Source organism: Cellulomonas sp. Leaf334, assembly GCF_001424195.1.
GTDB lineage: Bacteria > Actinomycetota > Actinomycetes > Actinomycetales > Cellulomonadaceae > Cellulomonas.
On the sequence record NZ_LMOO01000001.1, the window covers coordinates 269,741 to 295,361 of the forward strand.

The window sequence follows — 25,621 nt, forward strand, 5'->3', positions numbered from 1 at the left end:
TCTCGGTCAGTGATTGCGCAGGGCGTCGACGAGCTGGGACTTGTTCATCGACGAGCGTCCCTCGATGTCGAGCTCGCTCGCCCGCTTCTTCAGCTGCGCCAGCGTCCAGTCGTCGTACGAACCCGAGCTGCCGCCCTTGGCCGCGACCGTGCGTCGGCTCGAGCCGGCGCTCGCGTTCGCGATCCGCGCCGACTTCTCCTTGCTGTTGCCCTCGTCGCGCAGGGCCTCGTAGACCTTCGTGTCCTTGACGCTCGGTCCTGGGGTACGTCCCGGCATCGTGCACCTCCCTGCTCGGCCGCCTCGTGGGGGGCTCGCAGACACGGCCGTTTCTGGACCTCGACCCAGCGTAAGGAGGCTCCGCCGTGCCCGCGACAGCACCGCCCCCGTTGCGGACCGGGTGATCCACGGGTCAACTGGGGACGTGAGCCGGACCGACAAGGTGGAGCACGCATCGGGGTACGACGCGGAGCTGCAGCGGCTCGACGTCGTGTTCCGACGAGCCTGCGCCGTCCGGGCCGGGGACAACGTCCTCGACGTGGGCTGCGGCACCGGTCAGACCACGCGGGCGGCGGCGGTCGCTGCCCACCACGGTCGCGCGCTGGGCGTGGACACGTCCGCACCGGCCGTCGAGCGCGCGCGCAGGCTCGCGGAGGACGAGGGGCTCGACAACATCGCGTTCGAACGTGGCGACGCACAGGTCCACCCGTTCCGTTCGGGAAGCGTCGACCTCGTGATCAGCCGGTTCGGGACGATGTTCTTCCACGATGCGGGTGCGGCCTTCGCGAACCTCGCTCGCACCCTGCGCCCGGACGGACGGCTCGTGATGATGGTCTGGCAGGCGGGGAACCGCAACGAGTGGACTGTCGCCATCCACCGGGCGCTGGGCGAGGAGGTCGCCGAGTCGGCGGCGTTCTCGCTCGCGGACCCGTCCCGGACGACGGAGCTCCTCAAGGTTGCCGGGTTCGTCGACATCGGACTCGACGACGTCGCCGAGCCGGTCTGGTACGGCCCGGACGTGGCCTCGGCCGAAACGTGGGCCCGGAGCTTCACCACCACGACCGAGGTGCTGGGCCGGCTCGGTCCCGACGGGGCGGAGCAGGGCCTCGACCGGCTGCGCGAGACGCTCACGGCACACCTGGGCGACGACGGCGTCTGGTTCGACTCACGCGCCTGGATCGTCACCGCGCGTCGGTGACAGCGCTGAGCGATCGTCTACCCCTGCTGCCGGCGGACGATCTCCGTGATCCAGATCGGCGCGAACGGGGACGTGCAGCCCGGTGGGGTCGGGTAGTCCTTGAGCACCTCGAGCCGCTCGCCGATCTCCAGCGCGCGCGCCCGGTGCTCGGGGTGGTGGATGCCGATGGTGGCGAGGCACTCGTTCATCGCCCACTGCAGGCGGTCCGGTGCGTCCTTCATCCGCGCCTCGACGAGGTCGAGGAGCCCGGTCAGGTCGAGCCCGTCGGGGCTCTTCGCGACGCGGTCGCTCGTCAGCGCCCACCCGGCACTGGCGACGACCGGGTCGGGGTCGGAGAACCACGCGACGCGCAGCTCCTCGACGTGGGGGTTCTTCTTCACGACGTAGCCGACCAGCCAGTCGTGCACCTTCGGCACGCGGGCGTCGCGCAGCATGGTGTCCAGCTCGGTCGCGGAGTACTGCTTCGGGCGGCTGATCAGGATCGCGACGAGGCGAGCCGCCGTGTCGCCGGTCTGCCACAGCCGGGCAGCGAGCTCGTGGTCCGTCTTGAGGCTCTTGGCCACGGCACGCAGCTTGGTGAGGTTCACGCCGTGGTCGTCACCGTGGCGTTCGTTCACCGCCCGGATCCTCGGGTCCTCCAGCAGTGCGAGCTCGGCCAGCACGTCGCCGACCGTGGCCTGGGGGAGCACACCGGTTGCCACTCGATCTCCTCGTCTCGTGATCGTCGACGAACAGCCTACGTCCGGACGCGCGCGCGCCCGTGGAGCGGTCGTCGCCGTTTCGCCGCTCGACCGTGACACATCCGTGAGCGGAAGCCCTGCGCGCGGACGGCACACGGTTGGACACTGCGACCTGTGCACACAGCCAGCAGCGGTCCGCTCCGGCGAGCAGCGGTGGTCGTCGGCACGGCACTCCTCGTCGTCGGGGGGTGCTCGACCGATCCCGGAGCGCCGGCAGAGGAGGACCCGCCCTCGCCGAGCGTAGGGGAACACTCCGGAGCGCCGACGGCGATCGACGGGCAGCTGCTCTGGCCGGACGGGAGCCTGGTCGAGCGGACCGAGGTCGACACGGGAGCGGCCTGGACGGCCGGCGACGGGGTCGACTACACCGTGCTGTACACGTCGGCGCCCGGGTCGGCGGGCGAGGCGTACCTCGCTCCGTTCGCTCTGTCGCCCGACGGGTCGCTGGTGGTCGGCCGGGTGCCCGCCGGCCAGAGCGACGGGGGGCAGTGGCTCACCGCGCCGACGGTGGTGGGGCTGTACGACGGAGAGGCGTTCGACCCGTTCCCGGGGGCGCCGCCCGTCGCTGGTGACCATCCACGGCAGGCGTTCGGTGCGTCGGTGGAGGACGGGCTGGCCGCGTGGGTCGAGACGGACCGCACCGACATCGGCGCGTCGAGCTGGCGCATCTTCTCGACAGGTGCCGGCGGTGGGTCGAGGCTCGTCGCGCGGTCCGAGGACGCCGGTGGCACCGAGGTGCTCGTCGGGACGCCGATGATCTCCGGCGGGCGCGTGTACTGGGCGACCGGGAACGCCGACGAGGTCGATCTCTTCTCGCGTCGCGCCGACGGCAGCGGGACGCGGGACGACGTCACGACCGGGGTCGGGCCCGCCCTGGGCGCGGATGCGACGGGGGTCTACGTGGTCCGACCGTCGGGGTCGGCCGAGCAGAGCATCGAGCGAGTGGCTGCGGGGAAGCCGCCGGAGGTGATCCTGCGGCGTTCCGGACCGGAGGTGGCCGCGATCGTCGCGGACGGCGGTGTCCTCGTGCTCGTGACGGCGACCAGGTCGTCGGGTGGCGGGACGATCGAGATCGTCGACACCCGGGCGCGGTCGGCCCGGACCGTCCGGCTGGACGGGTCGGCCTGGAGCACGTCGGTCGCCCTGTGCGACGGCAGGCTGCAGTGGTCCGAGGCCGGAGCCGAGGGTCTCGGTGCCACCGTGCCCACGTTCGTGCTCGACGTGGCGTCGGGGGACTTGGCCCGCATCGACGTCGACGATGCGTTCGGCAGCGTCCTCTGCACCGGCGACCGCCTCGCCTGGAGCCACCTCGACCCGGCGTCCGGGGCGGTCGCCGGGACCGTCGTCGCCCGGTGGGCCCACTAGGGACCTTCGACCCGTCCGACGCGCCACCCCGCACACCTAGCGTCTACATCTAGTCCCCCAGGGGCCGATCGACCACAGCATGTTGTGGTCGACGCCTGGAGGGCCTCGGAGCAGAAGCCGGAGCGGGACATGTCGGACAAGGTTGTCGTGGATGTCGGATCGTCGATCGACGAGTACCTGGAGCGCACGGACTGGCGCGTGAACGCCAACGCGAACCAGGGGTACTCCCTCGGCGGGTTGATCCTGCAGACGGCAGGCAAGGTGGTCGCGAACTACTGGCTGAGCCACGTCTACCCGGCGGACGTCGGCGCCGCGCACCGTGAGGGCGACCTCCACATCCACGACCTCGACATGCTCTCCGGCTACTGCGCAGGCTGGTCGCTGCGGTCGTTCCTGGCCGAAGGGCTCAACGGGGTGCCGGGCAAGGTGGACGCCCGGCCGCCGCGGCACTTCGGCTCGGCCGTCGGGCAGATCGTGAACTTCCTCGGGACGATGCAGAACGAGTGGGCGGGCGCGCAGGCGTTCAGCTCGTTCGACACGTACATGGCCCCGTTCGTGCGGCGCGACGGGCTGTCGTACGAGGAGGTCCGGCAGGGGATCCAGGAGCTCGTCTACAACCTCAACGTGCCGTCCCGGTGGGGGACGCAGACGCCGTTCACCAACCTCACGTTCGACTGGACGTGCCCGGACGACCTGCGCGAGGAGGTGCCGTTCGTCGGGGGCGAGCCGTGCGACTTCACCTACGGCGACCTGCAGGCCGAGATGGACCTGATCAACCGCGCGTACATCGAGGTCATGACCGACGGGGACGCGTCGGGCCGCGTCTTCACGTTCCCGATCCCGACGTACAACATCACGCACGACTTCGACTGGCACAGCGAGAACGCCGACCGGCTCTTCGCGATGACCGCCCGGTACGGGCTGCCGTACTTCCAGAACTTCCTCAACTCCGAGATGAACCCGGGCGACGTGCGCTCGATGTGCTGCCGCCTGCAGCTGGACCTGCGCGAGCTGCTGAAGCGCGGGAACGGGCTGTTCGGGTCGGCCGAGCAGACCGGGTCGCTCGGCGTGGTCACGGTGAACTGCGGCCGTCTCGGGTTCCTGCACCCCGGCGACGAGACGGGGCTGCTCGCGGCGCTCGACCACCAGCTGGAACTGGCCCGGACGTCGCTCGAGCTCAAGCGGACCGTCATCCAGCGCTACCTCGACGAAGGGCTGTTCCCGTACACGCGGCGCTACCTCGGCACGCTCGACAACCACTTCTCGACGATCGGCGTCAACGGCCTGAACGAGCTGGTGCGCAACTTCACGGGCAACCGCCACGACCTGACCGACCCGGAGGGGCACGCGCTCGTCGTCCGGCTGCTCGACCACGTGCGCGCACGCATGGTGGAGTTCCAGGAGTCGACCGGCCACCTGTACAACCTGGAGGCCACGCCGGCGGAGGGCACGACGTACCGGTTCGCGAAGGAGGACCGTCGCCGGTTCCCCGGCATCCTGCAGGCCGGGACCGACGACCACCCGTACTACACCAACTCCTCGCAGCTGCCGGTGGGCTTCACCGACGACCCGTTCGAGGCGCTGGAGCGGCAGGACGAGCTGCAGACCAAGTACACGGGCGGCACGGTGCTGCACCTGTACATGGCGGAGCGGCTGTCCACTCCCGACGCGGCCCGCGAGCTGGTCCGGCGCGCGCTGTCGACGTTCCGTCTGCCCTACCTGACCGTCACACCGACGTTCTCCATCTGCCCGCGGCACGGCTACCTGGCGGGGGAGCACCCGACGTGCCCGCAGTGCCACGGCGACTGCGAGGTGTGGACCCGGGTGATGGGCTACCACCGTCCGGTGAGCTCGTTCAACATCGGCAAGAAGGGCGAGCACGCCGAGCGCACCCCGTTCCGCGAGGCGGCGGCGGCGCTCGCGTGACGCTCGAGGTCGTCGTGGCGGGCTTGACGCCGCTGTCGTCGTGCGACTGGCCCGGCAGGCTCGTCGCGACGGTCTTCCTGCAGGGGTGTCCGTGGCGGTGCACCTACTGCCACAACGCCGCGATCCTGGACCCCCGCGCACCGGGTCAGGTCCCGTGGCAGGACGTGCTCGACCTGCTCGCACGCCGACGCGGACTGCTGGACGGGCTCGTGTTCTCGGGCGGTGAGCCCACGCGGCAGGCGGCGCTCGTCGGGGCGGCGGCCGACGTGCGCGCCGCCGGGTTCGGGGTCGGGCTGCACACGTCGGGCGCGTACCCGAGCCGGCTGCCGGCGCTGCTCCCTCTGGTCGACTGGGTCGGGTTCGACGTGAAGGCGCCCGCGCGTCTCTACCGGGCGGTCACGCGCGTCGGCGGTCCGACGACGAGCGCCGACGCGACCTTCGCCTCGCTGCGGCTGGTGCTCGACTCGGGCGTCGACGTCGAGGTCCGGACCACGGTGGACCCGACGGTCATGGGTCCCGACGCCGTCGCCGAGCTGACCGAGGCGCTCTCGGGGCTCGGGGTGCGCCGGCACGTGCTGCAGCAGGTCCGGGCGGACGGGACGACGGACGAGTACCGCGCCGCGCTGGCCGCCTGCTGATGCGACGGGTCGCGCCGCGGGGGACCATGTCGCTCATGACGACGTTCCCCACGATCGTGCAGGTCGTCCTCGACGCGACCGACGTCCGGACGCTGGCGGAGTTCTACCGCGAGCTGTTCGGCCTGGAGTACCGCGCCGGTGACGAGCCCGAGAACGGCGAGAAGGACTGGTTGGTGCTGCGGTCGGGTTCGGGGGTCCCGCTCGCGTTCCAGCAGGTCGACGCCCTGCCCGCGGCGACGTGGCCGGAGGGCCCGATCCCGCAGCAGCTCCACCTCGACACGACGGTGCCGGACGTGACGGAGCTCGACGTCCAGCACGAGCGGGCGGTCGCCCTGGGCGCTCGACTGCTCTACGACCGGTCCGACGACCCCGAGGAGCCGCTGCGCGTCTACGCCGACCCGGCGGGGCACCCGTTCTGCATCTTCGTCGGCTAGGCGCGGGCGTCGGCCAGCGCTCGGGGCGGGTCGACGACCTCCGGGAGCGGGTCCGCGGTCCCGCGCCGCACCAGGGCGATCCCGGCGACGACCAGCACCATCCCGACGGCCTGGACGGGCAGGGGCGCCTCGCCGACCAGCGCCCACGCGAGCAGCACGGCGACGAGGACCTCGGACAGCGCGAGGAACGACGCGAGCCGCTCCCCGAGCAGCCGCACGGACAGCGCGCTGACGCCGTACGCGAAGGCGGTGGGCACGGTGGCGACCACGAGCAGCGGCACGATCCAGTGCACCTGTGACCCGAGGAGCTCGACCCGGACGTCCGGGGCGGAGAGCGGGAGGATGCCGACGGCGGCGACGACGGCGACCGTCAGGGCCCCGACGGCCATCCCGGCACCGGCGAGGCTGATCGGGGGGAGCGCCGACGGGCGGCCGGTGAACGCGAAGTACCCGGCGTTGCCGACGGCGGAGACGAGCGCGAACGCGAGGCCGACCGGGTCGAGCTCCAGCGAGCCGGTGAGGTCGAGGACGAAGACGAGCCCGCCGGTGGCGAGCGCGGCGCCGACGAGCGTGGCGCGGGTCGGCGCCTGCCGGTCGCGTGCCCAGCGCCAGGCGACCAGCAGGAGTGGTCCGGTGTACTCGATGAGCAGGGCGACCGCGACGGGGAGCCGGTCCACCGCGAGGTAGTACATGGTCGAGGCGGTGGCGACGCCGAGCACGCCGAACCCGAGGATGCTGCGCCACTCGTCGCGCACGACGTGCCAGCGTCCGCGCACGGCCCACGCCGCGGGTCCGGCGAGCAGCAGCGCGGCGACGGAGAGGCGGACGAGGATCGCGGAGCCGGGGGACCACCCGGCGACGAGCAGCGGCTTGACCACCGGGCCGCTGGTGGCGAAGGCGACGGCTGCGACGAGACCTGCGACGATGCCGACGGAGCGGTTCTGGGACATCACTGTGCTCCCGCCACCAAAGGATGTAATGAGTGAAGTGCGATTACACTCATGACGCTACTCAGGAAGTCGACAGGAGTCAAAGTGGTTTTCGCACCTGACACCGAGATGAGCATCGCCGCGGCCGTCGAGATCGTGAACACCGCCCGCCGTCGCGACGGCCACGACGCGATGTCGACCACGGACGACGTCGCCGAGTTCTACACGCGGTGGGGCTACACGGCACGGCACGACGGCGACGACGCCGAGCTCGCCGCGATCCGCGACGCCCGGGACCAGATCGCGGCGCTCTGGGACCTGGACCGCGACACCGCCGCCGGCGTGCTCAACGAGATGCTGGCGCGAGGGGGAGCGGTGCCGTACCTCACCCGGCACGACGACCTGGACTGGCACCTGCACGGCACGGCGCCGGACGCCCCGCTGGCGACCGTGCTCCTCGTGGAGACGGCGATGGCGATGTCCGACGTCGTGCGCAGCGCCGAGTACGACCGGCTCCAGCGGTGCGAGGCCGACGACTGTGACGCCGTCCTGGTCGACCTGTCCCGGAACCGGTCGCGCCGGTTCTGCGACGTCAACGGCTGCGCGAACCGCGCGCACGTCGCCGCCTACCGTGCCCGCCGAGCGGGCGGGCCGACCCTGCGGCACGGCGATGTCGTCCGGTGACCGGCACCTCCACGGCCGTGGGGTGGAGCGCGCCTGTGCGTCTGTCACCGGTCCGGTCTAGCCTGGCGCGTGCCCGACCGGAGGGAGAACGACGTGGTGCTCATCGGCGCCCATGTGCGCGGTGACGACCCGGTGGCAGCCGCCGCCGAGCTCGACGCCGGGTGTGTCCAGCTGTTCCTGGCCGACCCGCAGGGCTGGAAGAAGCCCGTGCCGCGCGACGACGCCGACGCCCTGGTGGCCTCGGGTCTGGGCATCTACGCGCACGCGCCGTACCTGGTCAACGTCGCGTCGACCAACAACCGGATCCGGATCCCGAGCCGGAACATGATCGCGCAGCATGCGGCCGCGGCCGCGGGGCTGGGCGCGCGGGCGCTCATCGTGCACGGAGGTCACGTCGGCGACGGCGACGACCTGGCCGTCGGCATCGAGAACTGGCGCAAGACGTTCGAGCGCGCGACGTTCCCGGTGAAGATCCTGGTCGAGAACACGGCGGGCGGCGAGAACGCGTGCGCGCGGACCCTCGACGGCCTCGCGATGCTGTGGGACGCGATCGGCGGCTACGACGTCGGCCTGTGCCTGGACACCTGCCACGCGTGGGCGGCCGGGGAGGACCTGGAGACGGTCGTGGAGCGGGTGCGGAGCATCACGGGGCAGGTCGACCTGGTGCACGCCAACAGCTCGCGGGACGCACAGGGCTCGGCGCGCGACCGGCACGCGGGTTTCGCGTCGGGCACGATCCCGCCCGAGCTGATCGCGCACGTGGTCCGGGAGGCCGGCTGCGACGCGCTCGTCGAGACCCCGGCCGAGAGCCAGGCGCAGGACATCGCGTTCCTGCGGGCGGCACTCGCCGGCTGAACCCCACGGTCGTGTCGCGACCGTTTCGGGGTGATTCGCGCTGCTCGGTGGTTAGCCTCGGTGGCACGCGCCCCCCGGCAGAGGCGGGGTCAGCACCAAGGACGGTTCCATGAACACGCTCGGGCAGTGGATCTGGATGTTGGTCTGGTTCTTCCTGTTCTTCGTCTACCTCGTCATCCTGTTCCAGATCGTCGGTGACCTCTTCCGCGACCACGCCCTGAGCGGCTGGTGGAAGGCCGTCTGGATCATCGGGCTCGTCTTCATGCCGTACCTCGTGGCGCTGATCTACCTGATCGCGCGGGGCAGGGGCATGGCGGAGCGGCAGCGCGGTGCCTTCGTGGAGGCCAAGACGGCCCAGGACTCGTACATCCGCTCGGTCGCGTCCGGGAAGTCGCCGGCGGACAACATCGCCGACGCGAAGGCCCTCCTCGACTCGGGGGCCATCGACGCGGACGAGTTCGCGACGCTCAAGGCGAAGGCGCTCGCCTGACGGAGCGCTGACGACCCCGGGCCGGTTCGCCGGCCCGGGGTCGTGCGTCGCTCAGGCGTCGCTCGCGCACCGGAAGCCGACGTTCCCGGCGGACGAGTCCGGGCTGTTCGAGCTCCGGGAGTCGACGCGGTAGCGGAAGCAGTACGACTCGTGGCACAGGTACGAGCCGCCGCGCATCACGCGCAGTCCGGTGTCCTGCGCGGGTCCGCTCGGGTCCACCGCACCCGACGTGCGGTACGCGTCGCGCGCGAACGCGTCGCGGCACCACTCCCAGACGTTCCCGGTGGTGTTGTGCAGCCCGTAGGCGTTGGGTTCGAACGCGTGCACCGGTGCGGTGCCGACGAAGCCGTCGGCCGCGGTGTTCGTCGACGGGAACTCGCCCTGCCACACGTTCATCCGGTGCACGCCGCCGGGCTCGCGCTCGTGACCCCACGGGTAGTGCGCTCCCGCCAGCCCGCCGCGGGCGGCGTACTCCCACTCCGCCTCGGTCGGGAGCCGGACGCCGGCCCACTGCGTGTAGGCGACCGCATCGGACCAGCTCACGTGGACCACGGGATGGTCGGCGCGGTCGGTCAGTCCGGACTGCGGGCCCTCGGGATGCCGCCAGTCGGCGCCTTCGACCTGACGCCACCAGGGTGCCTGCTCGACCGCCCTCGTGGGCGGGAAGTCCTCGGGCAGCAGCCCGGCGAAGACGAACGACCAGCCGAACTCCTCCGCCTCCGTGCGGTGTCCGGTGGCGTCGACGAACGCGTCGAATCGCGTGTTGCTGACCGCGACGGGGTCGATCCAGAACGGGCTGAGCGTGACCGTGCGCGCTGGTCCCTCGCCGTCCTGCGGGTACCCGTCCGGTCCGTCGTGGCCCATGACGAACGGCCCACCGTCCAGACGCACCATCCCGGCCCTCGGCGTCGAGCCGAGGACCGGGACGGTGGCGTGCGTGGACGGTTCCCGGTGAGCGCCAGGCGCGCAGCAGGCGTGCTCGGTCGTCACCCCGGGAGCCGCGTCAGCTCGTCAGGATGCGGTTCTTCTGCACCTCGAACTCGATGTCGCTGAGGACGCCGGCGTCCCGCAGCGAGCCGAGCTGGGCCAGTTGGGCGAGCTTGGCGTCCATGTCCGCCGGGGCCGCTGCGGGCGGCGGCGGTGCGTAGGCCGGCTCGGGGGCGGCGTACTGCGGGGGCGGCGGGGGTGCGGCGGGGGCCTGCTGCTGCTGGTCCTGTGCGGCCCAGCGTCCGGCCTGTCGCCGGGAGACCCGGTTCGAGACGCTCGTGGCGGTTCCGGCGATGACGGCGGTCCTGGCGACCCCGCGGATCAGTCCTGGCATCGGTAGCTCCTCCTCAGGCGGTTTCAGGCGACGGGTCGATGGCGTCCAGGGCAGCGATGACCGCCTGCACCGGGATGCGTCCGCTGGCGACGAGCTGACCACCGGCACGCCGCAGCGCGACGGCGAACGGGGCAGCCCACACGTTCTCGTACACGAACACCCCGGCCGCGTCCCCCGGTGCCAGCGCGTTCGCCGCCTCCGCGATGTCGTCGTCGCCGAGCAGCCCGGACGAGGCACCCTCGAAGATCGTGAGGTCGACACCGCCGTCCGCCAGCTCGCTCAGCTCGAGTCCGGAGACGGAGCCGTCCTGCGCCTTCTGGACGAAGGTCAGGTCGAGGATGCGGATGATGCCGCGCTCCACCAGGTCGACCAGGAGAGGGAATGCCTCACCTGTGAAGTGCGCGTTCGGGAAGGCGACCACGATGTAGTCGATGGGGCCCGTCTCCTCGAGCCCCGCCAGGTCCTGCGTCATTCGGGCCGTCCTCTCGCTGTTGCCGGTCGAGATCGCTACGACATGACCGGACGAGGGGGACCAAAGGCTCCCCGTCGTCCAGGCGCCGGCCCCGTCGCCGCCGCCTTTCGTACCCTTCGTCTGGAACGTACCACCCAGGTCAGGGCTGTCCAGGGGTTCTTCAGCCCCGCAGTGCCGCCAGCATCGCGCCGACGGTCGCAGCTGCTCCGGCGACCCAGAGGAGGGTCGGCAGACGTTCCCGGAAGGACCTCATGCGCGGAGCACCTCGCCGTCGTCGGTGATCTCGATCTCCTCCGGTTCCAGCGGTTCGCTCGCCGGGCCGCGGACCACGGCGCCGGTCGCCGCGTCGAAGGCGCTGCCGTGGCAGGGGCACCGGATCTGGCCGTCCTCCACCGCGGCGACGATGCACCCCTCGTGGGTGCACACCGCCGTGAAGCACCGGACCGAGTTCCCGTCGCGGGTGAGCACGAGCTTGTCGTCGCTCAGCACGACGCCACCGCCGTCGGGGATGTCGTCGACGGCGGCCAGGAAGTGCGAGTCCTCGCCGTCGCCGTCGGGTCCCTTCCCGGAGGAGTCGTCGTCCTGCTCCGGTGCGGGCCCGAGCGCCACGAAGCCGACGTAGCCGAGCGTCCCTGCCGCGAGCGCGACGCCCGCACCCTCGAGCACCGAGCGGCGGTCGACCCCGGGATCGCCCATGTCAGTAGGCCACCTCTCCGGACTGGCTGAAGAACCACAGCGCCGAGCTGAACCACAGGACCACGATGACTGCGGCGAGCAGGCCGCCGAGGAGGGGCACGGTGGCGGACGGCAGCCCGCGCAGCCGCAGGGCCAGCATCTTCGCCGCGAACACGCCGTAGAGCACGCACCCGGCGACGGAGTGCACGAGCACGCGGGTGGACTCGTCCTCGAAGCCGAGCGACCAGACGCAGTGGAAGGCGACCGGCAGGGTGAGCAGGAAGGCGACGGTCCCGGACCATCGGTGCAGGCCCGACACCCAGGCAGGTGCGTCCGTCACCCCGGGCAGCCGGCCCCACATCGCCAGTGCCGACAGCACCTGCACGACGACGAGGGCTGCGGCCGCCGTGGTCAGCCACGCCTTCATCTCGAGCATGCCGGCGAACCCGAGGGTGGTGAGGGTGGCACCGTCTCCGGGGTGGATCTCCGCGTACGCCGCGAGCGCAGCCGCGACGGCGAGGGCGACCACGCCGAGCACGGCCAGCCCCCACTGCGACGGCGCCTGGGGCGCACGTGCCTCGGTGCTCACAGGACGATGGTGGCGCGCCCACGCCCCGTGGGGAACCCCGCGGGTGAGGTGCTGCACGGATGTGCAGGGGCACTGGACGGGTGTCCGTGACGGTTCTAGCGTCGAGGGGCCGGCCTGCCGACGGACGGTTGGCCCGCACGGGAGGCATCATGCTCGCCGACCACGCCGCCATCCCCGTCCTCGCCGTCACCGACCTGGACCGGGCGCGGGAGTTCTACGAGGGGACGCTCGGGTTCACGAGCGGGCCCGACGTGCCCGACGGCGTCATCTACGGCACGTCGAACGGCGGCTTCCTGGTGTACCCGTCCGCCTACGCCGGCACGAACAAAGCGACGGGGATCTCCTTCCAGCTCTCCGCGGAGGCCTTCGACACGGAGATCGCCGCCCTGCGGGCCGCCGGGATCCAGTTCCAGACGTTCGACCTGCCGGGCGACGCCACGTGGACCGACGGCGTCCTGACCGACGGCACCATGAGCGCCGCCTGGTTCACCGACCCCGACGGGAACGTCCTCAACGTCGAGACGGACCCGCGCAGCGGAGTCGGCTGACCGGTCGGCACGGACCCGGACGGTGGCCGACGTGACCACCGCCGGGTCCGCGCGTCAGTCGGTGATCTCGGAGCCGTCGGGTGCGACGACCCACCAGACGTCGTTGACGCCCTGCCCGTTCACGTCACCGGGCGCGGTGTCCTGGGCGAACGTGTAGATCGGCCGGCCGTCGATGGTGATCTGTGTCGAGCCGTCGGTGCCGGTGATCGTACCGACCTCACCGGTCACGCCCTCCACGGTCGGCGTGTCGGACTCCGTCGTGATGGGTGGCCACGCCGTCAGGCAGTCGCCCGAGCAGGTGCTGGTCCCGGAGTCCTTGACGTCGTTGGAGAAGTAGTACGCGGTCATGCCGTCGCCGTCGACGACGATGGTGCCCAACGACGACTCGGCCGTGGCGAGGTCGGTCGACATCTCCTCCGCCGGGGACTCCTCTGCCGGGGACTCCTCGGCGCTGGTCGTCTCGCCTGTGGACTCCGGCGTCTCGTCGTCGGATCCGCCTCCGCAGGCGGTCAGGGTGGCCGCAGCCACGAGCGCGGTGATCGAGTACAAGATGGTCCGTCGCACGATGTCCTCCTCTGATGGGTGCCGGTCCCGCCCCCCGGGACCCGCTACGTGGACTACGAGGCCGTCGACCCTCCGGTTCACCGCCGGTTGAACCTGTCGCTGTGCTGCATCGTTGAGGGAGTAGGACCGAGGGACGACGGACAGGAGGCGGCGTTGGCCGAGGAACCAGACGCGCTCCTGCGGGCTCTCCACCAGGCCTACGCGCGTCCCCTGCAGAGCTACGTCGTGCGCCTCACCGGAGACCGCGCCTTCGCGGAGGACGTGGTGCAGGAGGCGATGGTGCGGGCGTGGAGGCATCCGGAGGTCCTCGCGCGCGAGGAAGGGGCGACGCGGGCCTGGCTCTACACGGTCGTCCGCAACCTCGTGATCGACGACCGGCGCAGCGCACGCCACGCACGCGAGCGGACGACCGACGCGGCACCCGACACACCGCAGCCCGACGCCACACAGGCGGTCCTCGACAGCTGGCTGGTGGCCGACGCGCTCGAGCAGCTCACACCGGAGCACCGGGCCGTGGTGGTCGGCGCCTACTACGGCGGCAGGTCCGTCGCGGAGCTGGCCCGGGAGCACGACATCCCGGAGGGGACCGTGAAGTCCAGGATGCACTACGCCCTGCGCGCGCTGCGGCTCGCGCTCCAGGAGAGGGGAGTCTCGTCATGACCGGCCGCGACACCGACGACCAGCGGACGACGGGCGAGGACCCGTTCCGCGAGTGGGACGCGGCCTACGTCCTCGGGTCCCTCGACCCCGCCGACCGGCGCACGTTCGAGGACCACCTGCGGACCTGCGCCTCCTGCCGCGCAGCCGTCGCCGAGCTGGCGGGGATGCCGGGGCTGCTGCGGATGGTGCCGCCCGACGAGGCGGCCGCACTCGGGGGGGCACCGGTCGCCGAGGTCGTCGAGCTCGCCTCCGTCGCACGAGCCGTGCACCGGGACCGGAGGCGGCGGACCGCCGTCCTGGCGGGCGCCGCTGCGGCCCTGCTCGTGCTCGGCGGGGTCGCCGGGGTCCTCCTCGGTCGACCCACAGGGGTGCCGCAGGCCACGGAACCGTCGTCGTCCGCGCAGGTCACCGCACTGCAGCTGGAGCCCGTCGGCGCAGCGGCGGTCAGCGCGGACCTCACGCTGCAGGAGAAGCGCTGGGGGACGCGGATCGACTGGGAGTGCCGCTATCCGTCCGGCGACGGTCCGTACGCGACGACGGCCCCGACCTACGAGCTCGTGCTCGTGGACGACGACGGCACGAGCACCGTCGTCGCGACGTGGACCGGTGGCAGCGCCGGCGCGCGAGGGCTCGGTGCGTCGTCGAGCATCGTCACCGACACGATCCGGCGCGTGGAGATCCGGGTGCAGGGTTCGAACTCGGCCCTGGCCGCCGCGCAGACCTGACCGGGCCCTCTCAGAGGGGCGCCCGACCGGACACCGCGACCGTGATCGCCGCAGAGCGGCCCAGCAGCTCGCGCGCGGCCACCGGGAGCTGGATCCGCGCGAGCCAGCTCCCCGTGGCGGTGTCGACGTCCTGGAGCTGCTCGTCGGAGGCCGTGTCCGGCACCCAGTCACGGATCGCCGACCCCAGGGCCGAGCTCCACACCGCCCACGACCGCGGCGGGGTGCCGTCCTGCGGGAACTCGATGTCGACCACCAGCACGTCGGACCAGTCCGCGGTCTGCTCGAGGTGGTCCAGGAACGACAGCAGCCCGCCTTGCTTGCGCAACGACAGCAGCCGCAGCTGCAGGACGTGCCGCATGGTCGTGACCTCGCGGGCGCCGCCCTGCACGGTCGGCCGGGTCGCCCGGGTCGACAGGAAGGTGCGCACCAGCGGGACCGGTGTGGCCGCGGCGTCCGCCGTCTTGGGGCGCTCGATCTGGATCGGGCACAGGTGGGCGGTGCTCTGCTCGTGCAGCACGACGGGCAACCCACGGATCGACAGCGCCGCCTCGAGCTGCCAGACGGTGTCGTCGTGCTCGGTCCCGGGCAGGTGGACGTCGGTCAGCTGCGCCTGGACCTCGACGTCCCCGAAGAGGAACCGCTGCAGGTTCTGGTAGCCCTCCTCGGAGTTGACGATGCCGAACCGTCCCGAGTGGGTGCGGTGCACGAGCGCACGGGGCGCGCCCTGCACGTAGGCGTTCTCCAGCTGCACGAGCCCGTCGCTGCGGGCTCCGACGGCGCGGCTGGACAGGCCGAGCGCGACGGAGTAGTCGCTGGAGTTCGTCCCGACCAGGCAGAAGATGCGGTCCGTCGGGAAGCCGTCGTCCGGCATCCGCGTCGCGTCCCAGCCCGTCGGGACCTTCGCCTGGGTCGACACCTCCGGCGTGAGGTACCGGTACATGCGCTCCGGCCCGAACATGTCCGCCCCCGCGACCCCCGTCAGGTCGCGCAGCTTCTCGATCGCGCCGAAGCCCATCGAGAACTCGATCCCGCCGTGCGGGGTCGCGTAGGTGAAGACCCGGTCGACGAAGTCCGTCGCGGCGGCCGGACCGGCGCCCGTCACGTCGGGGATGGTCTTCTGGATCATGGCGCGCACCACGAGCCCGCCCATCGAGTGCGCGACCAGGAAGACGCGCGGCGCGCCCGTCTTGCGACGGACGAGCCTGACCAGGTCGAACAGGCTCTGCGCGGCGCGCTCGATGCTGAACGGGTTCGGGTCCTTGGTGAGGTTCGGCGCGAACTCGTCGTAGAAGCGGTGCACCCAGATCGTCGCCGGGTCGATAGTGCCGTCGTCCCGCTGGTCCAGGTACCCGCGCTGGTTGCCCTGCACCAGGAGCTGGTACCCGTGGTCGATCATGAGGCGCAGCAACGGGCTCTCGAACTGGTGGAACGCCGGGCGGTCGGTGTCGTCCACCCGCACCTGGACGGAGCCCTCGTTGAACCCGTAGAACGGGTCGTCGACCGCGGCGCTGATCCCCGAGGGTCCGCCGGCGAACCCACGCACGTAGATCACCGGGAGCCTGCTGCCGGCCGTGTCACCCATGAGAGCTCCTTCGTCGGTGCGAGGGTCTCGACCTCGCGACGCCTGGAAGGAGACGGCCGGGCGGTGCCCGATACGTCACACCAGGTCACACCTCCGAGGAGACGAACGGCGTGCCCGCGACCTCCAGCGTCTGCGCGGCGGGCGTCCCCGCCGGTGCGATGACCTGCAGGCGGTCGATCGTCTGCAGGAGGGACTCCAGGACCCGGACCCCGGCGCTGCCGAGGTGGACCACGTCGCGCAGGTCGATCGTCACCGGGACGAGCCCGTTCCGGGACAGCCGCAGGATCTCGGCCTGCACCTGCGCAGCCGCCGCGCGGTGGTCGACCGCGCCGCCGACCCGGACGACGCGTGCACCGGCCGGGTCCGTCGTGACGGCGAGCGGCGCCTTCTCCCGCGCCGCCCCGCCGACGACGACGTCCGCCTGGTCGACGGGCGCCGGGCGACGGGCGGGGCACTCGAGCGTCACGGTGGTGCCGTCGGCCGCCGTCTCGACGCCGACCTGCAGCCCCGCCGACGCCATCATGCTGAACCCCCGGCCGCGATCGCCCGGGTCCACGTCGGGCTCGCGCCAGCGCCCGTGGTCGCGGACGACGACTTCGACGATGGCGTCGTCGCGGATGGTCGCCGCGACCTTGACGGGTCCGACGTCGCCGTCGCGGTACGCGTGCTCGATGGCGTTGGCCACGACCTCGCTGACGCCGAGGACGAGCGCAGCGCGGTCGCGCGTGCCCAGGCCGACGCCGCGCCCCCAGACGTCGATCTCACCGCGCACCTCGGCGAGCCGTCCCGGCTCCGCGGGCACCGTCAGGTGCAGGGCTTCCGGGGGCGTGCGGCGGTGCGCCGCGAGGACGGTCACGTCGTCGGTGAAGCCCCCGTCGGTGAGCACCGCGGGGACGTGCTGGCAGATCCGGCTGGCGACCGACTCGATGCCGCGCAACGCCGGCGACGACCCGTGGTAGGCGTCGATGGCCGTCCTCTCCAGCACCGCGATGCCGTCGCGCAGCGGGCGGTGCAGGTTCTCGACCAGGCCGTCCGTGAACAGCACGATCGCGTCACCGTCCCGCAGCCGGGCGGTCGAGACGCGGCCCTCGGTCCGCGATCCGAGCGGCCCGTCACCTGTCGTCGGCAGGATCTGGGCGCCGTCCGGGCCGACGACGAGAGGCGCCGGGTGCCCGCGCGTGGCGTACTCGAGGTCGCCGGAGTGCGGGTCGAGCAGCGCGACGCAGACGGTGGCCGCGAACGCGCCGGAGACCCGCCCGGCGAACGCCTCCACGGCGTCGAGGGCGTCGAGGATGCCGGCCCCCTCGAGGAGTCGCGCCGCGAGCACGGCGCGGAGCTGGCTCATGATCGCGGACGCCTCGACGCCGTGGCCGACGACGTCACCCACGGTGAGGGACACGCGACCGTCGGGCAGGGTCGCCGAGTCGAACCAGTCGCCGCCCGCCGCCTGCTCGAGCCCGGCGACGAGGTAGGACGCCGCGACGTCGACGCGCGGGAGCAGCGGGACGGTCGACGGGAGCAGCGCCCCCTGCAGGCGGAGGACGACCTCGCGGGCACGGGCGAGGCGCTCGTCGGCGGTCGCCGCCCCGGACCTCTCGAGGTTCGCGGCGCGTACGCGTGCGGTGACGTCGATGCCGGCGGCGATCGCACCCGCCAGCGCCCCGGACTCGTCGAGCCACGGCGTTACCTCGAGGTCGAGCCACACGCCGGACGTGGGGTCGGACCAGTCGGGCACCACCGGGACGGTGTCCTCGTGGAAGCGCACACCGGTCCGGACCACCTCGGACAGGGCAGTCACTATGGTCTGGATCCCGGGCTCGCGCAGGTCCTGCAGCCGGACGTCGACCAGGCTGTCCCGCAGGAGGAGGTCGCGGGCCCGGCGGTTCGCTGCGACGACCCGCAGGTCGGAGGCCCGCACGACCACCTGGATCCCCGGGGAGCCGTCGAACGCCTGCAGGACGGCGGACTGGTCGACGATGCCGTCGGTCGCCATCCGGGGCGCCTCCTCAGCTGGTGGGGGAAGCCTGGTCCAGCGGGACGCTGACGACGTCCAGGCCGTGCGCTCCGGCCAGACCCAGGCTGGTGCCGGGGGAGAGCACGATACGCATCTTCACACCTGCAGCCGCACTCCGCCGGTGGGCGGCGCTCAGGGCCGAGACACCGACGGACCCCAGGTGCGTCACCTGCCGCAGGTCGACGACCATCGCACCCACCTCGCGGGCCTTGATCATGAGCTGCGTGACTGCCGCGGTGAGCTCGTGCGCGGTCGCGAGGTCGACGGGACCCTCCACGCGGACCACCGGCACGTCCCCGGACGTGTCGAACGTCGTCTCGAGGCCGGGGGTCGTGCGCGAGGCAGGCGGCTCCGGGACGCCGTCGGTGAGGCTCGCGAAGTAGAAGTCGTCGAGCCGCTGCCGCGTGTCCGAGCCGAGCCCGCCGCCCGACTCGACGGAGGCGACGAGCCGCTCCGCGAGCGTCAGGAGCCGGACGTTGCGCTGCTGGGAACCCCACCGGAGCAGCTCGAACGCGGCATCGCCGTCGATGCCGTAGCCGAGCATGAACGCGCCCTTCGCCTGGTCGATGACCGCGTGCGACCGCAGCGCCTGCGTCAGCTCCTCGTTGACCTGGTGCGCGACGGCGTCCCGCTGTGCCGCGGTGGTGTCGACGAGGAAGCCGGACACGGTCCGGAGCGTGTCGCCGTCCGCGGAGCCGGACCCCGTCAGCGTCACGAACCTCTCCGCGCCGGTGAGGTCGAGCAGCCGGTACTGGCAGCCGAACGGCTCGCCGTCCACCCCGCACTGGCCGAGGGTGTCCAGGACACGGCCGCGGTCGTCGGGATGGATGTGCCGCGACATGATCGCGAGCGTCGGCACCACGTCACCCGGGGACATGCCGTGGATCTGGAACATGCCGTCGGACCACCACCAGCGGCCGGTGGACGCCGTGTACTGGAAGCGACCGACCTGGGCGGGCCTGGGGTGGGGCGTGGGCACGACATCCTCCGCGACGCCCCCAGGCGTGGGGGCGGGAGCTCTCCGTGGGCTCGTGGCTGAACCCGGTTGTGGTGGGGCGCAGGCCCGCGTTGGTGCGACCCGCAGCGTATGTCAGGAACCGCCCGCAGGCCCGTCGAGCATCGTCAGTGCAGGCGTCGGCGCCAGTCGTCGGGGACACGGTCGGCGGGGCCCGGCACCGACTGCTCGAGCGGCCGGTGCTCGGGGGCGGCGAGCGCGGGACCCTGGGCGTAGTCGTCGGCGGTGTAGTCCCAGAACCAGTCCTCGCCGGGCTCGAACGTCCGCATCACGGGGTGCCCGGTCTCACGGAAGTGCGCGGTCGCGTGCTGCGACGGCGAGGTGTCGCAGCACCCCACGTGGCCGCAGGTGGCACAGCGGCGCAGGTGGAACCACCAGCCGTCGGTGGCGTCGCACTCGAGGCACCCGGTCCCGCTCGGGGGCACGGCGGGGTCGATGGGGGTCGAGGTCACGGGGTGGGTCCTTCCGTCGGGGAGTAGGGCAACCGGACGAGGAAGCGCGTGTCGCCGGGGGCGGAGGTGACGGTCAGGTCGCCGTGGTGCTTGCCGACGACGATCCGCCACGAGATGTCGAGCCCGAGCCCTGTCCCGGAGCCCACGGGCTTGGTGGTGAAGAACGGCTCGAAGATGCGGTCGACGACGCCGTCCGGGATGCCGGGCCCCGTGTCGGCGACCTCCACCTCCAGCCAGTCGTCCACGCGGCGCGTCGTCAGCGTGAGCGTGCCGCGTCCCTCCATCGCCTGCGCCGCGTTGTCGATGAGGTTCGTCCACACCTGGTTGAGCTCCGCGCCGAACACGTGGATGGGCGGCAGGGTCCGGTCGTAGTCCTTGACCACGGCGATGCCGTCGCCCAGCTGCCGTTCGAGCATCGTGACCGTGCTGTCTAGGAGCTCGTGGATGTCGACGGTCTGGTCCGGCGCGCGGCCGATCTGCGAGTACTGCTTGGCAGCGCCGACCAGGGCGGAGATCCGTCCCGTCGCGTCCTCGACCTCGTTCATGAGGGACTCGGTCTCGAGGGTGTACGCGAGCCACCGGACGGCGCCCTCCAGCACCTCCGGACCCACGCACGACGCGACCATGTCGAGCCACCGCGTGTCGAGCCCGGCGGCGACGAAGCTCGGGGCGAGCTCCCAGCCGCCCGCGATGTCGTGGTCGTCCATCCACTCGCCGAGGGCGTCCTCGAGGTCGGAGACCTCCAGCGCCGTCGGGACGACGTCGGAGGCGCGGGTGCGTGCCAGGCCGGCGACCGCCTTCTCCTGCAGGTGGATGATCTGCGCGAGCTGCTCGCGGTCGTACGGTCCGGACGCGATGATCGCGAGCTTGTGGCGCATCCCCGCGACGCGCTCACGCAGGGTCGCGGTCGCCCGCGTGGCCGCGGCTGCGGGGTTGTTGAGCTCGTGCGTCAGCCCGGCGGACAGGGACCCGAGCGCCAGGAGACGCTCGCGCTGGCCCGTCGCCGCCTGCGAGCTCTGCTGGCCGAAGAACAGTCCCTCCAGCAGGTGGACGGCCATCGGGAACCAGTCGGTCATGAACGACGCGAAGTCGGTCGCCGCGAGCACGTAGTACCGGGACGGCTCCAGGACGCGCAGCGTCTGGGCGTAGGTCTGCGGCACCCGGTCGCCCAGGTAGGCACCCCACGCACCCGCGTACACACCGATCTGGCCCGTACGGGCGATCTCGACGTCGTCGGCGCCGACGCGTCGGTACATGGCCAGCGAGCCCGCGAGCATGACGTAGAAGTCGGTCGCCGGGTCTCCCTCGCGGTACAGCACCCCGGGCTCGACGTGCTCGACGTGCCCGTGCGAGCACAGCCACAGCAGCTGCTCGTCGCTCAGGTGCTCGAACAGGAACAGGCTGCGCAGCTCGTCGATGTCGCACGCGAGGTGCCTGCGGGTCGTGGTGGCGAGCGGTTCTTCGGTGGTGGTCACAGCTGCTCCAGGTAACGGTGGACGAGCATCACGGCCATGGCGCCCTCGCCCACGGCGGACGCCACACGCTTGGCGGACTCGGCGCGCACGTCGCCGGCCGCGAAGACCCCGGGGACGCTCGTCTCCAGGTGGTACGGAGGTCGGTCGAGCGGCCACGAGTCGGGCACCTTGCCCTCGACCAGGAGGTCGTGGCCGGCACACACGAACCCGTGGTCGTCGCGGGTCACGGTGCCGTCCAGCCACGTGGTCAGGGGTGCGGCCCCGATGAACACGAACAACCAGCCGGTGTCCACGGATTCCTGCTCGCCCGTGACGGTGTCCCGCAGCACGATCCGTTCGAGGTGGTCGTCCCCGACGGCCTCGACCACCTCGCTGCGGGTGCGGACCCGGATGCGGTCGTTCTGCTCGACCTGCTGGATCAGGTAGCGCGACATCGACTGGTCCAGCGACCCGGCGCGCACCACCAGGGTCACGCTCTTCGCGTGCCGGGACAGGTACATCGCGGCCTGCCCCGCCGAGTTGGCGCCGCCGACGACGTAGATGTCCTGGTCCTCGCACGCGGTCGCCTCGGTGAGCGCCGAGCCGTAGTAGACGCCGCGCCCGGTCAGCGCGCCGACCCCGGGCCCGGCCAGCTCGCGGTAGGCGACACCGCTGGCCACGATCACGGTGTGCGCGTCGACCGTGCTGCCGTCGTCGAACCGCACCGACCGCGCTGCGCCGCGCACCTCCAGCGCCACGGCGTCGCGGGTCATGACGATCTCCGCACCGAACTTCAGCGCCTGGCGACGAGCACGCTCGGTGAGCTGCGCGCCGGAGACACCGTCGGGGAAGCCGAGGTAGTTCTCGATGCGCGAGCTCTGCCCGGCCTGCCCGCCCGTGGCGGTCCGCTCGACCAGCGCGGTCCGCAGACCTTCCGACGCGCCGTAGAGCGCCGCACTCAGCCCGGCCGGCCCGCCACCGATGACGACGAGGTCGTAGAAGCGTTCCGACGGGCTCACCGACAGACCGACCTGCTCCGCCAGCTCGCCGTCGGTGGGCGCGACGAGCACGTCGCCCTGCGTGGTCACGACGACCGGCAGGGTGGAGTCGTCGGCGCCCGCGACGTCGAGCAGGACGCGGCCCTCCGGGCTGTCGCTCGCGTACCAGCGGTACGGCACCTGGTTGCGCGCGAGGAACTCCCGCACCTCCGACGACCGCGCCGACCACCGGTGGCCGACCACCTTCGTCTCGTGGACGGTCCTCGGCGGGTGCGCGGTCCAGGCCTCCAGCTGCGCGTCGAGCACCGGGTAGAACTTCTCCTCCGGCGGGTCCCACGGCTTGAGCAGGTAGTGGTCGAGGTCGACGACGTTGACCGCGTCGATCGCGACGTCGGTGTCGGCGTACGCCGTGAGCAGGACACGTCGCGCCTGCGGGTAGATGTCCATCGCCTGCTCGAGGAACTCGATGCCGGTCATGCCCGGCATCCGGTGGTCGGCCAGCAGCACGGCCACCTGGTCGCCGCGCAACCGGAGCTCGCGCAGCGCGTCGAGCGCGAGCGGACCCGAGTCGGCGCGGACCACGCGGTACGCGTCGCCGTAGCGTCGTCGCAGGTCACGGGCCACCGACCGGGAGACCGCGGGGTCGTCGTCGACCGTCAGCAGCACCGGCTTGCGGGTGGAGGCGTCGTCCACGTCGTCCCCCCTCAGTCGCCGACGACCAGGGCGGACCCGCCCGTGATCCGGACGAGCTCGTCGAAGGTGGTCGGGAAGATCGTGTGCGGGGTGCCTCCCGCCGCCCAGACCTGCGGGTAGTCCGCGAGCGCCACGTCGACGACGGTCTCGACCCGCTCCGGGTGCCCCAGCGGTGCGACGCCCCCGATCGCCTGCCCGGTCGCGGCCCGGACCTGCTCGGGCGTCGCCCGTCCGACGTGCTCCCGGCCCAGCTGGCGTGCCAGGGCCACGGTGTCGACGCGGTGGCGCCCGCTGGTCAGGACGAGCAGCGGACGGTCGTCGGCCCAGAAGACCAGGCTGTTCGCGATCGCGCCCACCTCCGTCCCGAGCGCCGCCGCGGCCTCCGCCGCGGTCCGCGCCGAGTCCGGCAGCTCGACCACCTGGCCGAGCACCCCGGCGTCGGTGAGGGCGGCGGCGACGAGGCGGGAGCGCACCGGCAGGTGGGAGAGGTCGGTCACGAGGGATCCTTCGGGGTGCGGCGGCGGGGCTGGAGGCGGATGTTCGGCAGGTCCGGTGCGGGGATGCGGGCGCCGTCGTGACCGGCGACCACCCCGAACCGGTCCGCGCGGGCGTCGGACTCCCAGTCGGCCCGCGCCCGGGCGATGTCGGTGTGCGTGCGGCCCACGAAGTTCCACCACATGACCAGGTCGTGCGCGAACGGCGCCCCGCCGAGCAGCAGGAGGCGCGCACCGTCGAGCGAGCGGACGCGCACGTGGTCGCGCCCGTCGCCGAGGTACAGCAGCCCGCTGGTCGTGTGCGGCGTCCCGGCGACCTCGGCGGTCCCGCCGAGGAGCAGCACCGCGTGCTCGAAGCCGCGCACCAGCGGGATCTCGACGTCGGCGTGCGCGTCCAGCACGACCTCCGCGCCGAGCAGGGGGGTGTGCACGTGCGCCCGCGACCAGGTCCCGTCGAGGTCCCCGATGAACACCGTGGCGCGTGCCCGTGGCGCCTCCCAGACCGGCAGGTCGCTCACCTGCTCGAAGCCGGCGGCACCCTCGGCCACCCCGTCGGGCAGCGCCACCCACAGCTGGACCGCGTGCAGCAGCGGCTGCGTGCCGAGCGAGAACTCCGAGTGCGACACCCCGTGCCCGGCGGTCATGAGGTTGAGCTGGCCGGGACGCACGACCGCCTCGGAGCCGACGCTGTCCCGGTGCAGGATCTCGCCGGCCACGGGCCAGGTCACGGTCTGCAGACCGGTGTGCGGATGGGGCAGCACCCGCATGTCCACGTGCTGCGGCCCGAACTCGTCGAGGAAGCACCACGCGCCGACCATCGGCAGCGCACGCTGGGGGAGCGTCCTGCGCACCCGCATCGCCCGCACCCCACCCAGCGGGACGTCCCGGGCCTCGTGCAGCTCCACGACGGGCCCGAGGGACGGGACGAGGTCGCACAGCTCCGGCACCGGCCGCACCTCGAGGTTCGTCATCGGGCCACTGTAGGAGCCGGACCTCACACCCGGCAGGCCCGGCGCGTCTGCACACTGTGACGGTGATGGAACCCTTCGAGCGCGTGGTCGCCCAGCACGGCGCCACCGTCCTGCGTGTGTGCCGTGCGGTGGTCGGTCCGGTCGACGCCGACGACGCCTGGTCGGAGACGTTCCTCGCGGCTCTGCGCGCCTACCCGGACCTGCCGTCGGACGCGAACGTCGAGGCGTGGCTGGTGACCATCGCGCACCGCAAGGCGATCGACGTCGTGCGCCGGGCAGCCCGGCACGCCGTCCCCGTCGCGGACGTCCCGGACCGGGTGCTCCCGCCGCAGGGCCGAGACCTGGACCTCTGGGCCGCCATCGCCGCGCTGCCCACCAAGCAGCGGCAGGTGGTCGCGTACCACCACCTCGGCGGGCTGCCCTACGACGACGTCGCCGCGCTCGTCGGCGGCACCGCTGCCGCCGCTCGGCGCGCCGCCTCGGACGGTGTCGCCACCCTGCGCCGCACCTACCCCACGATCGACCAGGAGGAGTCATGACCTTCGCACCAGCGATCAACGACGAGGACCTTGCGCACCTGCACCGCGACCTGGTCGCCGGCGCGTCCGCCCAGAACCTGCTCGACGTCGCCTACCGGACCGTGGACAGCCCGGTCGGGTCGCTGCTCCTGGCACGAACGCCGGCGGGTCTGGTCCGGGTGGCGTTCGACGTCCAGGACCACGACGCCGTGCTGACCGCGCTCTCCCAGCAGATCAGCCCACGGGTGCTCGAGGCGCCCGGGCCCCTCGACGACGTCGCCCGGGAGCTCGACGAGTACTTCCGGGGCCGGCGGACCACCTTCGACCTGCCGCTGGACCTGCAGCTCCTGCGGGGCTTCCGCCGCGACGTCGTCCTGCACCTGCCCGACATCGCGTACGGGCACACCGCCAGCTACGCGCAGGTGGCGGACCTCGCGGGCAGCCCGCGGGCGGTCCGGGCGGTCGGCACGGCGTGCGCGCTGAACCCGCTGCCGGTGGTGCTGCCGTGCCACCGGGTGGTGCGTTCGGACGGCACGCCGGGGCAGTACGCGGGCGGCGCGGCGGCGAAGCTCACGCTGCTCGACCTCGAGACGCGCGTCGGGGTGGCGGCGTAACGTCGG

Annotated in this window: 30 protein-coding genes; 13 read left to right on the forward strand and 17 right to left on the reverse strand. The window is 72.5% G+C overall.

Going from position 1 to position 25,621, the window contains the following annotated elements:
- Positions 1–6: 6 nt before the first annotated feature.
- Entirely contained in the window at positions 7–276 is a 270-nt protein-coding gene (locus ASF78_RS01275) for a Rho termination factor N-terminal domain-containing protein (RefSeq protein WP_056583951.1), read from the reverse strand.
- Positions 277–421: 145 nt separating this feature from the next.
- Between ASF78_RS01275 and ASF78_RS01280 the strand changes: the two genes are divergently transcribed.
- Positions 422–1,195, forward strand: a complete 774-nt coding sequence (locus ASF78_RS01280) for a class I SAM-dependent methyltransferase (RefSeq protein ID WP_200940505.1) — start codon at positions 422–424, stop codon at positions 1,193–1,195.
- A gap of 17 nt (positions 1,196–1,212) precedes the next feature.
- Here ASF78_RS01280 and ASF78_RS01285 read toward each other — a convergent pair whose 3' ends face one another.
- Entirely contained in the window at positions 1,213–1,896 is a 684-nt protein-coding gene (locus ASF78_RS01285; protein WP_056583953.1) for a DNA alkylation repair protein, read from the reverse strand.
- Between the two features lie 153 nt (positions 1,897–2,049).
- On the opposite strand from ASF78_RS01285, the gene ASF78_RS01290 reads away from it, so the two are divergent.
- The 4 genes from ASF78_RS01290 to ASF78_RS01305 all read left to right on the forward strand — a co-directional run bounded on the left by ASF78_RS01290 (position 2,050) and on the right by ASF78_RS01305 (position 6,298).
- Complete coding sequence (locus tag ASF78_RS01290; protein WP_156373995.1) at positions 2,050–3,300, forward strand: hypothetical protein; 1,251 nt, start codon at positions 2,050–2,052, stop codon at positions 3,298–3,300.
- Positions 3,301–3,429: 129 nt separating this feature from the next.
- Entirely contained in the window at positions 3,430–5,226 is a 1,797-nt protein-coding gene (locus tag ASF78_RS01295; protein WP_056587886.1) for a ribonucleoside triphosphate reductase, read from the forward strand.
- Positions 5,223–5,864: an anaerobic ribonucleoside-triphosphate reductase activating protein gene (locus ASF78_RS01300; RefSeq protein WP_056583958.1), complete on the forward strand. Its 642-nt coding sequence runs from the start codon at positions 5,223–5,225 to the stop codon at positions 5,862–5,864. The genes ASF78_RS01295 and ASF78_RS01300 overlap by 4 nt, the downstream gene beginning before the upstream one ends.
- 35 nt (positions 5,865–5,899) lie before the next feature.
- Positions 5,900–6,298 carry a VOC family protein gene (locus ASF78_RS01305; protein WP_200940506.1) on the forward strand — a complete coding sequence of 133 codons (399 nt, stop codon included), beginning with the start codon at positions 5,900–5,902 and terminating at the stop codon, positions 6,296–6,298.
- Here the strand turns inward: ASF78_RS01305 and ASF78_RS01310 are convergent.
- Complete coding sequence (locus ASF78_RS01310; protein WP_056583961.1) at positions 6,295–7,248, reverse strand: DMT family transporter; 954 nt, start codon at positions 7,246–7,248, stop codon at positions 6,295–6,297. The two genes, ASF78_RS01305 and ASF78_RS01310, sit on opposite strands and share 4 nt — an antisense overlap.
- A gap of 84 nt (positions 7,249–7,332) precedes the next feature.
- On the opposite strand from ASF78_RS01310, the gene ASF78_RS01315 reads away from it, so the two are divergent.
- The 3 genes from ASF78_RS01315 to ASF78_RS01325 all read left to right on the forward strand — a co-directional run bounded on the left by ASF78_RS01315 (position 7,333) and on the right by ASF78_RS01325 (position 9,256).
- Entirely contained in the window at positions 7,333–7,911 is a 579-nt protein-coding gene (locus ASF78_RS01315) for a CGNR zinc finger domain-containing protein (RefSeq protein ID WP_056583964.1), read from the forward strand.
- A gap of 93 nt (positions 7,912–8,004) precedes the next feature.
- On the forward strand, positions 8,005–8,766 hold the full coding sequence (locus ASF78_RS01320; protein WP_200940548.1) for a deoxyribonuclease IV: 762 nt from the start codon (positions 8,005–8,007) through the stop codon (positions 8,764–8,766).
- A 109-nt stretch (positions 8,767–8,875) separates the two neighbouring features.
- On the forward strand, positions 8,876–9,256 hold the full coding sequence (locus tag ASF78_RS01325) for an SHOCT domain-containing protein (RefSeq protein ID WP_056583967.1): 381 nt from the start codon (positions 8,876–8,878) through the stop codon (positions 9,254–9,256).
- 51 nt (positions 9,257–9,307) lie between these two features.
- On the opposite strand, the gene ASF78_RS01330 is transcribed toward ASF78_RS01325, so the two are convergent.
- From ASF78_RS01330 to ASF78_RS01350, 5 genes are all read right to left on the reverse strand, one after another.
- Positions 9,308–10,150, reverse strand: a complete 843-nt coding sequence (locus ASF78_RS01330; RefSeq protein WP_056583970.1) for a formylglycine-generating enzyme family protein — start codon at positions 10,148–10,150, stop codon at positions 9,308–9,310.
- A gap of 109 nt (positions 10,151–10,259) precedes the next feature.
- The gene (locus ASF78_RS01335; RefSeq protein ID WP_056583973.1) at positions 10,260–10,577 is read right to left on the reverse strand and encodes an SHOCT domain-containing protein; all 318 of its coding nucleotides are present in this window, start codon (positions 10,575–10,577) and stop codon (positions 10,260–10,262) included.
- Positions 10,578–10,590: 13 nt separating this feature from the next.
- A complete protein-coding gene (locus ASF78_RS01340) occupies positions 10,591–11,049 on the reverse strand; it encodes a DUF6325 family protein (protein WP_056583976.1) in 459 nt (152 codons plus the stop codon).
- A 249-nt stretch (positions 11,050–11,298) separates the two neighbouring features.
- The gene (locus ASF78_RS01345; protein WP_056583977.1) at positions 11,299–11,745 is read right to left on the reverse strand and encodes a Rieske (2Fe-2S) protein; all 447 of its coding nucleotides are present in this window, start codon (positions 11,743–11,745) and stop codon (positions 11,299–11,301) included.
- A 1-nt stretch (position 11,746) separates the two neighbouring features.
- Complete coding sequence (locus tag ASF78_RS01350; RefSeq protein ID WP_056583980.1) at positions 11,747–12,313, reverse strand: DUF6529 family protein; 567 nt, start codon at positions 12,311–12,313, stop codon at positions 11,747–11,749.
- Between the two features lie 149 nt (positions 12,314–12,462).
- Here ASF78_RS01350 and ASF78_RS01355 point away from each other — a divergent pair, with 149 nt between their 5' ends.
- A complete protein-coding gene (locus tag ASF78_RS01355; RefSeq protein WP_056583984.1) occupies positions 12,463–12,861 on the forward strand; it encodes a VOC family protein in 399 nt (132 codons plus the stop codon).
- 54 nt (positions 12,862–12,915) lie between these two features.
- Here ASF78_RS01355 and ASF78_RS01360 read toward each other — a convergent pair whose 3' ends face one another.
- Positions 12,916–13,425: a hypothetical protein gene (locus tag ASF78_RS01360; RefSeq protein ID WP_056583988.1), complete on the reverse strand. Its 510-nt coding sequence runs from the start codon at positions 13,423–13,425 to the stop codon at positions 12,916–12,918.
- 153 nt (positions 13,426–13,578) lie between these two features.
- Here ASF78_RS01360 and ASF78_RS01365 point away from each other — a divergent pair, with 153 nt between their 5' ends.
- The gene (locus ASF78_RS01365) at positions 13,579–14,085 is read left to right on the forward strand and encodes a sigma-70 family RNA polymerase sigma factor (RefSeq protein WP_156373996.1); all 507 of its coding nucleotides are present in this window, start codon (positions 13,579–13,581) and stop codon (positions 14,083–14,085) included.
- Entirely contained in the window at positions 14,082–14,810 is a 729-nt protein-coding gene (locus tag ASF78_RS01370; protein ID WP_056583992.1) for an anti-sigma factor, read from the forward strand. Before ASF78_RS01365 ends, ASF78_RS01370 begins: the two co-directional genes overlap by 4 nt.
- 10 nt (positions 14,811–14,820) lie before the next feature.
- Here ASF78_RS01370 and ASF78_RS01375 read toward each other — a convergent pair whose 3' ends face one another.
- From ASF78_RS01375 to ASF78_RS01410, 8 genes are all read right to left on the reverse strand, one after another.
- Positions 14,821–16,392 carry an alpha/beta hydrolase gene (locus ASF78_RS01375; RefSeq protein ID WP_056583999.1) on the reverse strand — a complete coding sequence of 524 codons (1,572 nt, stop codon included), beginning with the start codon at positions 16,390–16,392 and terminating at the stop codon, positions 14,821–14,823.
- An 85-nt stretch (positions 16,393–16,477) separates the two neighbouring features.
- Positions 16,478–18,385 (reverse strand): SpoIIE family protein phosphatase, encoded by a 1,908-nt coding sequence (locus ASF78_RS01380; protein WP_056584002.1) that lies wholly within the window; start codon positions 18,383–18,385, stop codon positions 16,478–16,480.
- A 13-nt stretch (positions 18,386–18,398) separates the two neighbouring features.
- Positions 18,399–19,385, reverse strand: a complete 987-nt coding sequence (locus ASF78_RS01385; RefSeq protein ID WP_056584005.1) for an ANTAR domain-containing protein — start codon at positions 19,383–19,385, stop codon at positions 18,399–18,401.
- A gap of 143 nt (positions 19,386–19,528) precedes the next feature.
- Complete coding sequence (locus ASF78_RS01390) at positions 19,529–19,873, reverse strand: UBP-type zinc finger domain-containing protein (protein ID WP_056584008.1); 345 nt, start codon at positions 19,871–19,873, stop codon at positions 19,529–19,531.
- On the reverse strand, positions 19,870–21,348 hold the full coding sequence (locus tag ASF78_RS01395; protein ID WP_056584012.1) for an ATP-binding protein: 1,479 nt from the start codon (positions 21,346–21,348) through the stop codon (positions 19,870–19,872). Before ASF78_RS01395 ends, ASF78_RS01390 begins: the two co-directional genes overlap by 4 nt.
- Positions 21,345–23,018 carry an FAD-dependent oxidoreductase gene (locus ASF78_RS01400; RefSeq protein ID WP_056584016.1) on the reverse strand — a complete coding sequence of 558 codons (1,674 nt, stop codon included), beginning with the start codon at positions 23,016–23,018 and terminating at the stop codon, positions 21,345–21,347. The genes ASF78_RS01395 and ASF78_RS01400 overlap by 4 nt, the downstream gene beginning before the upstream one ends.
- Before the next feature lie 11 nt (positions 23,019–23,029).
- Positions 23,030–23,515 (reverse strand): YbaK/EbsC family protein, encoded by a 486-nt coding sequence (locus ASF78_RS01405; protein WP_056584019.1) that lies wholly within the window; start codon positions 23,513–23,515, stop codon positions 23,030–23,032.
- Positions 23,512–24,483: a pirin family protein gene (locus ASF78_RS01410; RefSeq protein WP_056584022.1), complete on the reverse strand. Its 972-nt coding sequence runs from the start codon at positions 24,481–24,483 to the stop codon at positions 23,512–23,514. Before ASF78_RS01410 ends, ASF78_RS01405 begins: the two co-directional genes overlap by 4 nt.
- Positions 24,484–24,545: 62 nt before the next feature.
- Between ASF78_RS01410 and ASF78_RS01415 the strand changes: the two genes are divergently transcribed.
- Entirely contained in the window at positions 24,546–25,022 is a 477-nt protein-coding gene (locus ASF78_RS01415; protein ID WP_200940507.1) for an RNA polymerase sigma factor, read from the forward strand.
- Positions 25,019–25,615 (forward strand): methylated-DNA--[protein]-cysteine S-methyltransferase, encoded by a 597-nt coding sequence (locus ASF78_RS01420; RefSeq protein WP_056584024.1) that lies wholly within the window; start codon positions 25,019–25,021, stop codon positions 25,613–25,615. Before ASF78_RS01415 ends, ASF78_RS01420 begins: the two co-directional genes overlap by 4 nt.
- The last annotated feature ends 6 nt before the right edge of the window (positions 25,616–25,621 follow it).